This window comes from Symbiobacterium turbinis (genome assembly GCF_055383075.1).
On the sequence record NZ_AP042433.1, the window covers coordinates 238,748 to 252,631 of the forward strand.

Annotated in this window: 10 protein-coding genes; 7 read left to right on the forward strand and 3 right to left on the reverse strand. The window is 68.8% G+C overall.

What is annotated here, in order from left to right; genetic code table 11:
• Positions 1–3: 3 nt before the first annotated feature.
• The 4 genes from ACZ45O_RS01115 (at position 4) to ACZ45O_RS01130 (ending at position 6,667) form a co-directional block, all read left to right on the forward strand.
• The gene (locus tag ACZ45O_RS01115; protein ID WP_464855138.1) at positions 4–2,328 is read left to right on the forward strand and encodes a carboxypeptidase regulatory-like domain-containing protein; all 2,325 of its coding nucleotides are present in this window, start codon (positions 4–6) and stop codon (positions 2,326–2,328) included.
• 452 nt (positions 2,329–2,780) lie between these two features.
• On the forward strand, positions 2,781–3,326 hold the full coding sequence (locus ACZ45O_RS01120) for a hypothetical protein (RefSeq protein WP_464855139.1): 546 nt from the start codon (positions 2,781–2,783) through the stop codon (positions 3,324–3,326).
• A 119-nt stretch (positions 3,327–3,445) separates the two neighbouring features.
• Positions 3,446–4,828 carry a serine hydrolase gene (locus ACZ45O_RS01125; protein ID WP_464855140.1) on the forward strand — a complete coding sequence of 461 codons (1,383 nt, stop codon included), beginning with the start codon at positions 3,446–3,448 and terminating at the stop codon, positions 4,826–4,828.
• Positions 4,829–5,008: 180 nt separating this feature from the next.
• Positions 5,009–6,667: a chloride channel protein gene (locus ACZ45O_RS01130; RefSeq protein ID WP_464855141.1), complete on the forward strand. Its 1,659-nt coding sequence runs from the start codon at positions 5,009–5,011 to the stop codon at positions 6,665–6,667.
• A gap of 46 nt (positions 6,668–6,713) precedes the next feature.
• On the opposite strand, the gene ACZ45O_RS01135 is transcribed toward ACZ45O_RS01130, so the two are convergent.
• Both ACZ45O_RS01135 and ACZ45O_RS01140 read right to left on the reverse strand, forming a co-directional pair.
• On the reverse strand, positions 6,714–7,040 hold the full coding sequence (locus tag ACZ45O_RS01135) for a DUF1634 domain-containing protein (protein ID WP_464855142.1): 327 nt from the start codon (positions 7,038–7,040) through the stop codon (positions 6,714–6,716).
• Entirely contained in the window at positions 7,041–7,880 is an 840-nt protein-coding gene (locus ACZ45O_RS01140; RefSeq protein ID WP_464855143.1) for a sulfite exporter TauE/SafE family protein, read from the reverse strand.
• 222 nt (positions 7,881–8,102) lie between these two features.
• On the opposite strand from ACZ45O_RS01140, the gene ACZ45O_RS01145 reads away from it, so the two are divergent.
• Together ACZ45O_RS01145 and ACZ45O_RS01150 are read left to right on the forward strand one after the other, a co-directional pair.
• The gene (locus ACZ45O_RS01145; RefSeq protein ID WP_464855144.1) at positions 8,103–10,697 is read left to right on the forward strand and encodes a S8 family serine peptidase; all 2,595 of its coding nucleotides are present in this window, start codon (positions 8,103–8,105) and stop codon (positions 10,695–10,697) included.
• A gap of 147 nt (positions 10,698–10,844) precedes the next feature.
• Positions 10,845–11,219, forward strand: coding sequence for a HesB/IscA family protein (locus ACZ45O_RS01150; RefSeq protein WP_464855145.1), 375 nt, complete (start codon positions 10,845–10,847; stop codon positions 11,217–11,219).
• Positions 11,220–11,344: 125 nt separating this feature from the next.
• Here ACZ45O_RS01150 and ACZ45O_RS01155 read toward each other — a convergent pair whose 3' ends face one another.
• A complete protein-coding gene (locus tag ACZ45O_RS01155) occupies positions 11,345–12,358 on the reverse strand; it encodes an MBL fold metallo-hydrolase (protein WP_464855146.1) in 1,014 nt (337 codons plus the stop codon).
• 170 nt (positions 12,359–12,528) lie between these two features.
• Here ACZ45O_RS01155 and ACZ45O_RS01160 point away from each other — a divergent pair, with 170 nt between their 5' ends.
• Positions 12,529–13,833 carry a histidine kinase gene (locus ACZ45O_RS01160; RefSeq protein WP_464855147.1) on the forward strand — a complete coding sequence of 435 codons (1,305 nt, stop codon included), beginning with the start codon at positions 12,529–12,531 and terminating at the stop codon, positions 13,831–13,833.
• Positions 13,834–13,884 lie beyond the last annotated feature (51 nt).

Genomic DNA, 13,884 nt, shown 5'->3' on the forward strand with positions numbered 1-13,884 from the left:
CGCGTGAACGGTTATGGTAGGAGAACCGCCGGGGCAATCCGGCGGAAGGCTGTGGCCGTGCTGACCAGTCTGCTTCTCCTGGCCGCGGTGGTCATGCCGGCGGCGGCCCAGGAGGCAGTAACTGAGGTGCTGCTGCGGGTGGCCGACGCCGCCGGGCGGCCGGTGCCCTCGGCCACGGTGGAGGTATACGAACTGGGCCGCGGGCTCGTGGCCCTGGACGAAACCGGTGCGGACGGCCTGCTGCGGGTGCCGTACGCGCCGGGGCGGACGCGGCTCTGGCAGGCCCGGGCCACCGCCCCCGGCTACGAGGTGCAGGAGACCGGCTGGTTTGACCCGGCCCAGGGCGGTGTGCGCACGATCACCCTGGAGCCGGTGGGCGGCGAGCTGCAGATCTACATCCGCGACGCCGACGGCCGCGCCGGCGCCAGCGTGACACTCCTGAGCAGCGCCGGGCGCATCGTGGCCCAGGGCACGGCGCAGGCCGGACGCTGGGTCGCCCGCGACCTGGCCCCAGGCGCTTACAGCGTGCTGGTCTCCGCCGACGGCAAGGCGCCGGTGGAGCGGGACGTCACGGTGAGCCGCGGACGGGTGACGGTGGAGGCCATCTCGCTGGCGACGGGCACCATCACCGCCACCGGCGAGGTGGTGGACGGCGCCACGGGCTCGCCGCTGCGCGGGGCGACGGTCGAGCTCGTGCGGGGCGACAACGTGGTGGTGGGCAAGGCCGAGACCGGCGTGACCGGCCGCTTCACCATCCGCATGGACCTGCCGGAGGACAACTACCGGCTGCGGGTCACCATGCCCGGCTACACCCCGGTGGAGACGGAGCCGCAGTCGGTCGCGGCCGGCGGGCTGCTTGACCATTCGGGGCTTAACCGGATCAAGATCTTCCGCACCACGGGCACCGTGGAGTCGGTGCTGACGACCATCGGCAACCGGCCGATCCGCACGGCGGAGATCGTCCTGGTCCGGAAGGGGCTGGGCGAGGTGGCCACGGCGCGGGTCAACTCCAACGGCGAGGTCCGCTTCGAAGGCGTGCCGGCCGGTGACGGCATCCAGTACCAGCTCATGGCATACAACGCCGTCGACAGCCTGACGGTGGATCACATCGACCTGGCCATCTCCGACTGGTTCACCGTGAAGCCCGGCGGTACCGTGCAGATCCCGCTGGTGGCGCAGCAGTTCAACGACCAGTCGCTGGTCCGGTCGACGGTCACCGGCACGGTGGTAGGCCCCACCGGCCTGCCGATCGAGGGCGCGACCGTGGAGCTGATTCGCCGCAGCCACGTGGCGTACAAGGCGACCACCGATGCCGAGGGCAAGTTCATCATCGAGCACGTGGACGCGAGCCAGGACGGCGGATCCGTTCAGTCACCCTACATGCTGCGGGTCAGCAAGGAAGGGTACGTGACCTCTCGCGAGGTCGTCGTTTCAGGCACCTCGACCACCACGTTCCACGTGCCCGGAGGCGGCCGTCTGACCCTGCAGGCGACGCTTCACCCGGCCCTGGCCACGGTGCAGGGGCGCATCGTCGATTCCCTGGGCCGTCCGGTGTCGGGGGCTGAGGTGAAGATGGTGCTGGCCGACGGCCGGGAGGTGGGCCGCGACCGCACGGACGGCGGCGGCTGGTACCGGCTCGGGTCCGTTCCCACGACCACGGGCTGGGCGGCGCTCTCCGTGACCGCGGAAGGCTACCTGCCCACGGGCCTCATCGACATGACGGCGGCGCTGAACGCTGGGGACGCGCTTCCCACCGTGCGGCTGATGCCCGCCGACACCACCCTGGACGGCGTGGTGGTCGACCTCCAGGGCAGGCCCGTGACCGGGGCGACGGTGCAGCTTCACCTCGACGGCGTCAAGGTGGCCGAGAGCCGGTCCGAGAGCGACGGCTACTTCGCCGTGAAGGCCGACGTGTCATCCGCCTCGCTGGGCCTCCTGCTGGTGGAGCGCGAGGGCTACAGCCAGGGCGGTGTGGTGCTCCGTGAACTGCCGAAGCCCGGCCAGACCCTCACGCAGGCCGTGATGATCTATGAGGAGACCGCCGCGATCGAGGGTCGGGTCCTGGATCAGAACCGGCAGCCCGTGGCCGGCGCCCGGGTGGAGCTGGTGATCGAGGGCAGCGGACAGGTCGCGTCGGTCCTGACCGACGCGGAGGGCCGCTACCGGCTGGAGCAGGCGCTGCCGAACGGGGCGACGTGGGCGTGGCTGCGGGTCCGGCCCGAGTCCGGCACCTTCGGCGGTTCGCTCACCCACTCGATGGACATGGCGCCCATCATCCGCCTTGCGCCGGGAGACACGGTGGTCACCGATCTGCTGGTTGACCGGTAGGTGTGAACGCGATATGGGGAAGGCCGCGGGCAGGAGCCCGCGGCCTGTGCGCTGCAGAAACGGACGCATTCTGTGTGCGCACATCGTCTGTGTCCGGACGCCGCACGCCCGACGCACCGGGTCTACAGTTGGCCGCCCGGGCGCGGCTCTCTTGTGCTGAAACAACCCTGCTGGGGGCTGCGTAGCTGGCGAACTGAGAGAAAGTTTCACTTCGCCCGCCCGACAAGTGGAGATCTGCCGCACGACAGGACCTGCGCCCGTCTCTCACAGAATCCTGATGATCACCTCCGTTGGGAACCGCAAGTTTTCGCTTTTATGCTGGGAGCGGAAGTGAAAGTGTGTCGGCTCCGAGAGGTAGTGGAGAGGCGCGCTCTTTCTGTTTGCGCCTATAACGGAAGAATCTAGAAAGAGGTAGAATGGAGGCAGCGCGATGGTGTGACGGAGGGAGCGGGGTGGGGGAAGGCTGGCTGAGATGGGTGCGGGCGGGGCTCTGGCTGGTGCCGGGGCTGCTCGTCCTCGGGGCGGTGGCGGCGCTCCTTTGGGGCGGCCCGCGTGCAGCGGGCTCGGCCGCATCGGGCTCCGCCGCTGGGGTGTGCGCACCGCTGTCGGGCATGGAACCCGTGGCGGTGAAGATTGAAGGAGAGTCTGGAAGCATACATGAGGCGACCGGCTACGCAGCCCCGGAAGGAGAGGTGCTGGTGCCGCTGCGCGGGCTGGTGGAGCACGCGGCGCCCGTCTACTGGGACGAGTTCGGTCGGACCGTGAGCCTCCTGGGACCGCAGGATGTGCTCTCGGTGCACTTCCGCGGGGACCGGGTGGAGACCCGCGCGGCGGTGCTGAACGGCGAAGTGATCGCGACGCGTGCGGTGCGATGCGAGAGGCAGGTCTACCTGCCGGCAGAGCTGGTCTCCGCCGTGCTGCACCTGGAGGTGGTGCTGCACCCGGCGGCGGACCTTCGTCTCGCACCCCGCGGCGGACCTTCGTCTCGCCCCCGCTGAGCGGCTGCGCTGAAAGGACCCCTTGCCAACGGCCTAACCTTGAAATTTCGCGTACCCCGATGGTATACACAAGGTGGAGAATTAAATCTGAACCTTGTGTTTGAGGATGGGGAAGGCGTATGGCAGGTTACAAGCCCAGAGGTACGTTCCACGTATTCCGCCTGCTGCTGATCCTCGCGCTGGTCGCCAGCCTGCTGGCGGCCGCCGCGGAGCTGCCGGCGGCACCTGCAGTGCCGCCGGCTCAGCACGGCGACCCCGGGGCGGAACAGGGACAGACGGCAGCCGCCGACCGCGTTCCGCAGACAGTGGAGGAGGAGCCTCAGCAGACAGCCGAAGTTGCAGAGCCTGACACCGCCGACCTGCGCCCATCCCATGCCCGAAACGCCGAAATTCCAGGGACCACCGGTGCCGCAGAGACCACCGGTGTCACAGAGACCACCGGCACTTCATCGTCCGCCGAGACTGACCAGGAACCGGAGATCCCGTCCAAACTGGATGCGGCGTCGCAGCGCGCTCCCCGGGTCTGCACAGCCGCAGTCCCGCTGGCCCGGGCGGCCGCGGCCGGCGACGCGCTCCCATACATGGCAGCCCCGGCCGAACCTCAGCCCGGCGCCCTGGCCGGGCTTGAACAACTCCTGGAGGCCTATCTGGCCACGCTGAACGGTACGTACGGGGTGGCCGTGACCGACCTGACCACGGGTGCGACGGCCGCCGTGCTGGGCGACCAGGTCTTCGTGGCGGCGTCGACCTTCAAGGTGCCGCTGGCCATGTACGTCTTTTCCCTGGTCGAAGCGGGCGAGGCCGACCTGGAGGAGCCGGTCTACTACGCGCCGGAGGACTGGGAGGGCGGCGCCGGCGTCCTGCACGGGGCGATTCCGGGCGACTGCTACACGGTGGCCGAGCTGGTCAACCTGGCGCTGACGGTGAGCGACAACATCGCCACCAACATGCTGCTGCGCCGGTTCGGGGACGAGAACGTCTTCGGGTACATGCGGGAGCTGGGCGGCACCGTGACCAACCTGGAGACCGGCCGCCGGGCCACGACGCCCCGGGACATGGCTCTGTACATCGAGCTGCTGTACCGCTGGGCCGCCCGTGAGGACGGCGGGCTGTACCGCACCCTGATGGGGCTGCTGACCCAGACCGCGTTTTCCGACCGCATCGCCGCAGGCGCCCCGGCCGGCGTGCCGGTGGCGCACAAGATCGGCACTTTGCCCGCGATGGTGCACGACGTCGGCATCGTCTTCCTGCCGGACCGGCCCTTCGCGATCGCCATCCTCAGCGCGGGGGTGAACGAGCAGGCGGCGGCCGCAAGGCTGGCGGATATCACCCGCATCGTCAGTGCATATCTGTCCGGTGAGGCCCAACCCGAGCCGGGTCCCGACGCCCCGGATGACCCCGACTCCGGCACGGGCGGCGGAGCTCCCGGTGTGCCGTCGGAGCCTGAACCCGGGAGCGATGATCCCGCTGAAGCGGGGGTCGAGCCCGGCCCAGAACCATAGAGAGATGACCAGAAAAAGGATGTCCAGTCCCATACTTTCTACAGTAGTGTAAACTAGAAAGTTGGGGGTGGTTGTCCATTGGATCTTCGCAGCAATTCGTTCCCCAGACCGGACTGGCGTCAACTGATTGCGCCGGTCCGGTTCTCTGATCTCTCCGTACTCATCCTTCTCGCACTGGTCATGCTGACCGGAGGCCTCACCGCCTTTGCGGTGCGCCTGTTCGAGTGGCTGGTCGACCGCCTGTTCACGCTGGGGTATGCGCAGATTCCGGAGTGGCTCGGCGCTGCCGGCCTGCCCGGCTGGTCCGCGTTCCTGTTCTTCCCCGCCCTGCTGGGGCTGTTGCACGCAGGGGTCAGGCGGCTGACGCCCCGCGCCGACCGGCACCACGCGATCCCGCTGGTGATCCTGACCCTGGCCCGGCGGGACGGTCGGCTCCGTCCGCTCTCGACGTTGCTGAAGACGGCCGCGTCCATCCTCACGCTGGGCGCCGGGGGTTCGCTGGGGCGGGAGGGGCCCGTGGTGCTCCTGGGCTCCGGCATCGGTTCGGCCCTGGGGCAGGCGGTCCCCATGCGGGCGCAGTGGCGGCGGGCACTGGTCGTCGCCGGCGCCGCGGCGGCCATCGCCACCGCCTTCCAGGCCCCCATTGCCGGCACCTTCTTTGCGATGGAGATCGTGCTGATCCAGTTCTCCTCGCGCGCCTTCGCCCTGGCCGCGCTGGGCGCGACCGTCGCCGCCGTGCTGTCCCGCTACCTGTCCGGCGGGCCGCCGTTTCCGATTCCGGCGTACTCGGTGGAGGATCCCTGGCAGATTCCCCTCTTCCTCGGGCTCGGGCTGGTCATCGCCCCGCTCTCGCGGCTCTACATTGCCGCCATCTACGGCAGCGAGGAGGCGGGCCACCGCCTCCCGCGCATCCCGCAGAGCCTGAAGCCCGCCCTGGGCGGCATTCTGTTCGGGCTGGTGGGCCTGCTCCTCCCCCAGACGCTGGGCGCGGGCCTCGACACCATTCAGGAGGCGCTGGAAGGACGGCTGCCGCTGCTCATACTGGCCGCGCTGCTGGGGGGCAAGCTGGTGGCCATTGCCCTCACCAGCGGCAGCGGCTGGACGGGCGGCACCTTCACGCCGGCGATGTTCCTCGGGGCGATGGCGGGGGGCGTGTACGGCCACCTGGCCGCGCGGGCCGCGCCCGGGCTGGGAGCCCAGCCCGGAGCCTACGCGGTGGTCGGCATGGCGGCGATGATCGCCGGGGCCACGCAGGCGCCGCTCACCGCCCTGGCCCTGATCTTCGAGATCACCCGCGACTACCGCATCGCCCTGCCCGCCATGCTGGCCTGCGGCGCCGCCGCCGTGCTCAGCCAGCGGATCAACCCCTACTCCGTTGATACTCTTCACCTTCCGGAGCAGGGCGTGCTGCTGCCGTGGCAGGTTCAGGACCTGCGGGATGTGAGGGTGGGGGAGGCCATGGCGCAGCAGGTGCAGGTAGCCAGGACCAGCATGTCCCTCAGGGAGGTCATCGCCCTGATGCGGGAGACGCGCCACGGCGGCTACCCTGTGCTGGACGAGGAAGGCCGCCTGGCGGGGATCATCACGCTGAAGGACGTGCGCGATGTGCCGCTGGAGCGGCGGCTGGCGACCCCGGTCAGCGAGGCGATGACGCGCTCCCTCATCACGGTGACGCCCGACCAGACCATCGCCGAGGCCGCCCTGCTGATGGTGCAGCATGGCGTCGGCCGGCTCCCGGTGGTGGCACCCGACGACCCCACACGCCTGGTCGGGGTGCTGAGCCGCACAGATATCCTGCGGGCCTACCCCACGCTGGCGCACGAAGGTGAAGACGCATAAAGGAGGCCCACCGGCAGCACGGCCGGTGGGCATATTTCGCATGCGTTCACTGGCTGTCGCCGAGCAGCATGCCGGCAAAGACGAAGAGCAGCACGGCCAGGGAGATGAGCCCGTAGACCACGTCGCCGAGTCTCAGGTAGATGACCATGGCTGCCGCCACCCGGAGGAGCGGCGTGCAGACGAGGGCGATGATCCCGGCCGTCACCAGCTGCGGACCAAACCCCACGGGCAGGTGGAAGAGGATCACCGCAAGGCCTGAGGCGATCAGGGTGGCCGCGACGGCGGTGCCCAGCCGCAGGAGGCGCGCGACGGCCGTCTCGACCCGTTCTACATCCTGGGAGACGGCTTGATTCCGGGTTTGCAGGCTGTCCACCTAGTAGGTCACCCCTTTCCAGGCCATCTGCAGGGCCACGTAGGCCAGCAGCGGGACGAACAAAAGCCGCAGGGTCTTCGCCTTCAGTCGCACCATCAGGCGGGAGCCCAGCAACGCCCCGCAGAGCACGCCCAGGGCCACCGGGCCCGCCACCAGGGGCTTCACGTCACCTCGCACGAAGTAGATCGTGGCGGAGGCGGCCGCCGTCACGCCGATCATGAAGTTGGACGTGGCCGAGGACACCTTGATCGGCAGCTTCATGACCACATCCATCGCGGGCACCTTGAACGTGCCGCCGCCCACGCCCAGCAGTCCGGCGAAGGCGCCGGAGACGTACATGAGCAGAAGGCCGGGGATGGCACCGGTGGCGTGGTAGGAGACGGTGCGGCCGAGGGCCTGGTCGTAGTACGATCCGCTGAGCTGCAGCCGCCGCGACAGCCTGTCGGGCACCACATTTTCGGGCAGATCCATGTTGCGGGCCCGGAACATGGACCAGGCCGAGTAGGCCATGAGGGCGGCGAAGAGGAGGAAGAGGAAGCGGGCCGGCACGTACCCGGCGATGAACGCTCCGGTGAGCGCGCCGAGGGTGGAGCCGATCTCCAGGAACATGGCGATGCGGGTGTTGGTGATGTGGTCTCGCAGATAGGCGACGGCCGCCCCTGTGGAGGTGGCGATGATGGCGACCGCGCTGGCGGCCACCGCCGTGCGGAAGTCGTACCCGAACACGAGCGTCAGGGCCGGAACGATGATGATGCCGCCGCCCAGCCCCAGCATGGAGCCCACCAAGCCCGCGACCAGCGAGGTACCGAGGATGGCGAGCGTAAGTGTGATGGGAGTCATGGTCATCTCCTTCGCTGGCGGGGTACTGACAAGCCAACTCTAAATATACACCTGAAGAGCATGCGGGGAAAGGCAGCTGGTCCGAAACGGGCAGCCATGCCCAGAGTTTACAGAATTGAAGGGAAATCACGAAGCGTGTCGAAACATCCTCCTATCCGCCTGGGGGATCCGCGGCAAGCGGGAGTGGATCCCCGGGTGAAGTGGGGTGGGAGGAGGTCGCACATGAACCGCAGGCGTTTACTGACGTGGGCACTGGCCGGGGTGATGCTGCTGGGCACTGCGTTCCCCGCGGCCGCGCAGTACACCGAACTGGTTCCGGATTCGAGCCGCGCGATACCGGTGGAATGGCCGGATGAGATGGTAGACGAGTCTCCGCGCGCCTGGTTTGTGGAGTTCACCGGTGCGCCGCTGGCCGACGGCGGCAGCGCGGCCACCGTGCAGAGCCAGCGGGCGCAGTTCCGGGCCGAGGCGGCCAGGCAGAACATCCGGTTTCAGGAGCGCTTTACCTACGACTCCCTGTTCAACGGCGTCTCCATCATGGCCGATGCCTCGCAGATCGGCGCCCTCAGCCGCCTGCCCGGCGTGAAGGCGATCTACCCCGTCATGGAGATCGCCCGGCCGGAGGTGGAGGAGCCCACGGATGACATCGACATGGTCACGGCCCTGGCCATGACCGGCGCGGACATCGTCCAGTCCGAACTGGGCTACACGGGCAAGGGCATCCGGGTGGCGGTCATGGACACGGGCATCGATTACCACCATCCCGACCTGGGCGGCGGCTTCGGCCCCGGCTACAAGGTCGCGTTCGGTTACGACTTCGTCGGTGACGACTTCAACGCCGATCCCACGCATCCTGGATACAACCCCGTGCCCGTGCCCGATCCCGATCCCGACGACTGCGCCATCGCCGGCCACGGCACGCACGTCGCGGGGATCGTCGGCGCCAACGGCCGCATCAAGGGCGTGGCGCCCGACGTGACGCTGGGCGCGTACCGGGTCTTCGGCTGCGAGGGCAGCACCACCGCAGACGTCATGCTCGCGGCGATGGAGCGGGCCTACAAGGACAAGATGGACATCCTGAACATGTCCATCGGTTCGGCCTTCCAGTGGCCCGGCTACCCGACGGCCGCTGCGGCAGATCGCCTGGTGAAGAAGGGCGTGGTGGTCGTGGCGTCCATCGGCAACAGCGGCGAGTACGGCCTGTACTCCGCGAGCGCGCCGGGCGTTGGGGCGAACGTCATCGGCGTTGCCGCCTTTGACAACTCGCACGCCACTCTGCCGATCTTCAGAGCGGCCGGCATGGCTATTGGCTTCACGCCCGCCAGCGCATCGCCCCGGCCGCCTACATCGGGTACGCTGCCCATCGTCAGCGCGGACGTGGGCATCGGCAACGATGAAGCCTGCGTTCCGCTCCCGCCCGGGAGCCTGAGCGGTGCGGCGGCGCTGGTGATGCGGGGCAACTGCACCTTCTATGAGAAGGCCCTCCACGCCCAGAACGCCGGGGCGGCCGCAGTCATCCTGTACAACAACACGGCGGGACGGGTCAACCCGACCGTAGCCGGTGACGAGGTCATCACCATCCCCGTCGTGGCCATCACCCAGGAGGACGGCCTGATGATCCGTGAGCGGCTGGAGGCCGGTGACGAGGTGACCCTGGAGTGGACGGACGAGCTGGATTCGTTCGAGAGTCCGACCGGGGGGTTGATCTCCAGTTTCAGCTCCTACGGGCTCGCCCCCGACCTGTCGCTGAAGCCTGACATCGGCGCGCCGGGCGGCGGCATCTACTCCACGTACCCGCTGGAGGCCGGTGGCTACGCGACGATCGGCGGCACGTCGATGTCCGCGCCCCACGTGGCCGGCGCCGCCGCGCTGCTCCTGGAGGCCAGGCCCAAGACCAAGCCCGCCGAGGTGCAGGCGCTGCTGATGAACACCGCTGAACCGAAGAACTGGTGGGGCAATCCGGGCCTCGGGTTCCTGGACAGTGTGAACCGCCAGGGCGCCGGCATGCTGCAGATCGACAAGGCGATCCTGTCCGGCGTGACCGTGGAGACGCCCAAGCTTGCCCTCGGTGAGACCACCGGCAAGGGGGCTTCCCACACCCTGACGATCCGCAACAACACCGGCCGGCGCATCACCTACGCACTGAGCCATGTGGAGGCGGTCTCCACCGGAGGCAACACCTACTCGCCCTCCTTCTACATCGGGGAGGATCAGGTCACGTTCCAGCAGAACACGGTGACGCTGTCGCCCAGGGGCGTCACGAAGGTGAAGGTCACCATCACGCCCGATCCAACGCTGCCCGACGGAACCATCTATGGCGGGTACCTCGTCCTCACGCCGGTCAACAACGACGGCCCGGTCCTGCGCGTGCCCTACGCGGGCTACAAGGGCGACTACCAGGAGAAGGCTGCGCTGACCCCGACGCAGTACGGCTTCCCGTGGCTGGCCCGGCAGGTCGGCGACACCTATTACAGGGAGGACGAAGGCGCGGTCTTTACCATGGCTGACGGTGACGTGCCGTATGTGCTCTTCCACCTGGATCACCAGTCCAGCCGCCTGCGCATCGGCGTGCGTCCGGCGGACGGCGGCGCCGTGACCTGGTTCGTCGACCAGCAGTTCCCCCGGAACTCGACGCCCACGGGCTTTTTCGCCATCGCCTTCGACGGCATCGTGATGCAGGGCAAGAAGGAGCGGCTGCTGGCCGACGGCGACTACGTGCTGGTCATCGAGGCCCTGAGAGCGCTGGGCGACTCCCGGAACGACGACCACTGGGACAAGTGGACCTCGCCCGTCTTTACGATTCAGCGTTCGGAGTAGGAACAGGCCGCACCGCTACCGCAGCCCGGGTCGTCTCAACAGGTGCAGGGGAATTCGGGCGATTCGCGGCGCGAGCGCAGATTGTTGACGCGCGGTGGATCGCACATGTTAAACTAGGAGACATGGGAGCAAAGGAGGGAACCACCCGTGAACATCACCCTGACCGAGAAGGCTTCGACCCGGCTGAAGGAGATCATCCAGTCCAAGGGTGAGAACCTGGCCCTGCGGGTGCTGGTGCGTCCCGGCGGTTGTTCGGGCTTTGAATACGGCATGGCTCTGGAGCGCAACCCGCGCCCCGACGACAACGTGGGCGAGTTCGACGGCATCAAGGTCGTCATCGACCCCGGCAGCCTGCCCTACGTGGACGGCTCGACGATCGACTACGTGGACAGCCTGATGGGCGGCGGCTTCGCGATCAACAACCCGAACGCCGTCACGAGCTGCAGCTGCGGCCAGTCGTTCCGCACGGCCAGCGCCGGCGGCGCCCCCAGGTCCTGCGGCAGCGGCGGTTGCTCTCACTAGAACGGCACCGTGTAGGGCCGGCGGAATACTCCGCCGGCCCGTTTCCATGCGCACCCGGCGCCGTCGCGCGAGCGGCCTCCGGGCACGTGCGCCGGCTGCGTGCCGGCGTGCCGTCGCCCGGGAGGCTACGCGAGGGCCCGGTAGCGCATGCCCTCCTTGCGCAGGCGCCCCTCCTCACACAGGTAGACCAGGTGCGCGAGCGTCTCCGCCATGGCGAAGCGAATCTGGTGGAGCGTGAGCGCATCGACCGGGAAGATCCGGCGGCAGATCTCCCATGCGGTGGCCCCCTCAGGGGCTGCCGAGGCGGCGCCGGCCACCCTTGCCAGCCGGTCGTCGTGGTGCGCGATGATCTCCCGCGCCCTTCCCGCGACGTCGCGGATGAGCGCCCGGTGGCCCGTCAGCGCCAGCCTGGCGCCCAGGGCCGCCATCCGCTGAAGCGACGACAGGTAGTCGGCCAGGGGGTTCGGGCGGCTGCCGGGCCAGACCGACACGTTGGGCGTGATGCCGGCCAGCAGCATGTCGTTGGCCAGCAAGATCGACCGCTCGGCGTTCCAGAAGACCGCCAGGCCGTCGGAGTGGCCCGGCGTCCAGATCACCTCGTAGGCGCCGTCGCCCAGGTGGATGCGGCTGCCCTCCGGCAGCGGCTGCAGTTCGGGCAGCGGCCGGACCCGCTCCACCTGCTGCAGGTGGTGCCTGCCGAGGGCCCGGGCGGTGGCGTCGTCCATGCCCTCCGCGCGGAAAAGCTCCGTGAGCCGCCGCGCCATGTCGCCCGTTTCGTCCGCCCAGAAGCGCTGGAACTGCTCCATCTCCGTCTCGGGCAGGAACGCAGGCGCGCCCGTGAGCTGCTGCAGCCAGCCGGCTGCGCCCACGTGGTCGGGATGGTAGTGGGTCAGCAGGATCTGCTTGATGTCCTGCGGGCGGATGCCCAGGTGCCGGAGGGCGCGCGACCAGGCGCCCATGGCCAGGCTGTCGTGGAAGCCGGTGTCGACCAGAGTCCACCCCGACGGGCCCCGCAGCAGGTAGCAGTTGACGTAGCGCAGGGGAATGGGAATCGGGATGGGCACCAGGAAAATGCCGGGGCTCACCTCGGTCGGCGGCTGCCAGGCAGGCGGCTGGCAGGCCCGGGGCTTGGCGTGCACGGTCTCGCAGTCCTCCTCTCGCGGGGCCGGCAGGCAACGGCGGAATCAGGGAGAATAGAGTCCTGTAAAGGTTATGTTCATTTTGACGATACACCGCGAGGGAGCGATATCCCCCGGTCCGCCGCCCTCCCGGCCGGGGCGGACGGCTTGTCGATGAGAGGTGAACGTGGGTGAACCGAAGGACGCGGGCGCTGGTGTTCGCCACACTGGCGGTGAGCGGGGCCATCCTGGTCTGGCTGGTGTGGGCGCGCCCGCCGCAGGCGGTGCTGTGGGCGGCCCTGGTCGTCGCGGCACAGGTGATCCTGGTGGCCGTGCTGCTGGGGAGGCACGATGACGAGGACGACCTGGCCCCGGCGGTCCTCGAGTCGATCACCAGTTTCGACACCTCGCTGCGCATCGGCGAGGAGACGATGCCCTACCTGAAGCAGGGCCTCAACTTCGAGTCGGCCCAGAAGATCTGCGAGATCATCCGGCAGATCACGGAGATGGATGCCGTGGCCATCACCGACGACAAGGTGATCCTCGGCTTCTCGGGCGTGGGATGCCGGCGGCACCAGCAGGGGGGCCCGATTCTCACGGGGGCCACCCGCTATGTGCTGGACACCGGCGAGGCCCGGGTGGTCAACGATCCGCGGGTGCTTACCTGCGATGAGCCCGGCTGCCCGCATCCGCTGAAGGCCGCCGTCGTCACCCCGCTGAAGTTCCGGGGGAAGGTGGTCGGCACGTTCAAGCTGTACCGGGCCACCAACGCGCCCCTGCCCACCTATGTGGTGCGGCTGGCCGCGGGCATCGCGGCGCTCCTGGGCATTCAGATGGAGCTGGCCGAGTCGGAGCGGCAGCGGCAGCTCGGGGTGAGGGCGAGGCTGGAGGCGCTTCAGGCGCAGATTCGCCCGCACTTCCTGTTCAACGTGCTGAACACCATCATCATGTTCTCGCGCACCGACCCCGAGAGATCCCGGGAGCTGCTGGTCAACCTGGCCCAGTTCTTCCGCCGCTCGCTCACCACCCGGGGCAACATGAACACCTTCCAGGATGAGCTGGAGTACATCAACATCTACCTCTCCCTGGAGCAGGCCCGCTTCGGCGAGAAGCTCCAGGTGAAGCTGAAGGTGGACCCCCGGGTCACCGGCGCTTCCGTCCCCGTGCTGACCCTCCAGCCGCTGGTGGAGAACGCCATCGTCCACGGCCTGGCGCCGAAGGAGGACACCGGCGTGCTGGGCATCCGCGCGCGGCAGGTCGGCGATCACCTGCATATCCTGATCGCGGACAACGGGATCGGCATGGACCGGGAGACGCAGCGCCGGGTCTTCGAGGAAGGCTTCGGCACCAACATGGGGCTCGGCCTCACCAACGTGAATGAACGCCTGATCTCCCTCTACGGCCCGGAGTACCGGCTGCGCATCCGCAGCTCGCCCGGGCGGGGCACGGCCATTCGGCTGCGCATCCCGCTGCAGCAGGCAACTCAGGGGGATTGAGCCGCGTTTCACGTGACATCTCTTGGCGTTCACCGGTCCGTCGTCTACAAT

Coding starts and splice junctions, on each gene's coding strand:
- ACZ45O_RS01130 (WP_464855141.1), top strand. CDS start 5,009: ATGCTGACCGGAGGCCTCACCGCCTTTGCGGTGCGCCTGTTCGAGTGG.
- ACZ45O_RS01125 (WP_464855140.1), top strand. CDS start 3,446: ATGGCAGGTTACAAGCCCAGAGGTACGTTCCACGTATTCCGCCTGCTG.
- ACZ45O_RS01140 (WP_464855143.1), bottom strand. CDS start 7,880: ATGACTCCCATCACACTTACGCTCGCCATCCTCGGTACCTCGCTGGTC.
- ACZ45O_RS01145 (WP_464855144.1), top strand. CDS start 8,103: ATGAACCGCAGGCGTTTACTGACGTGGGCACTGGCCGGGGTGATGCTG.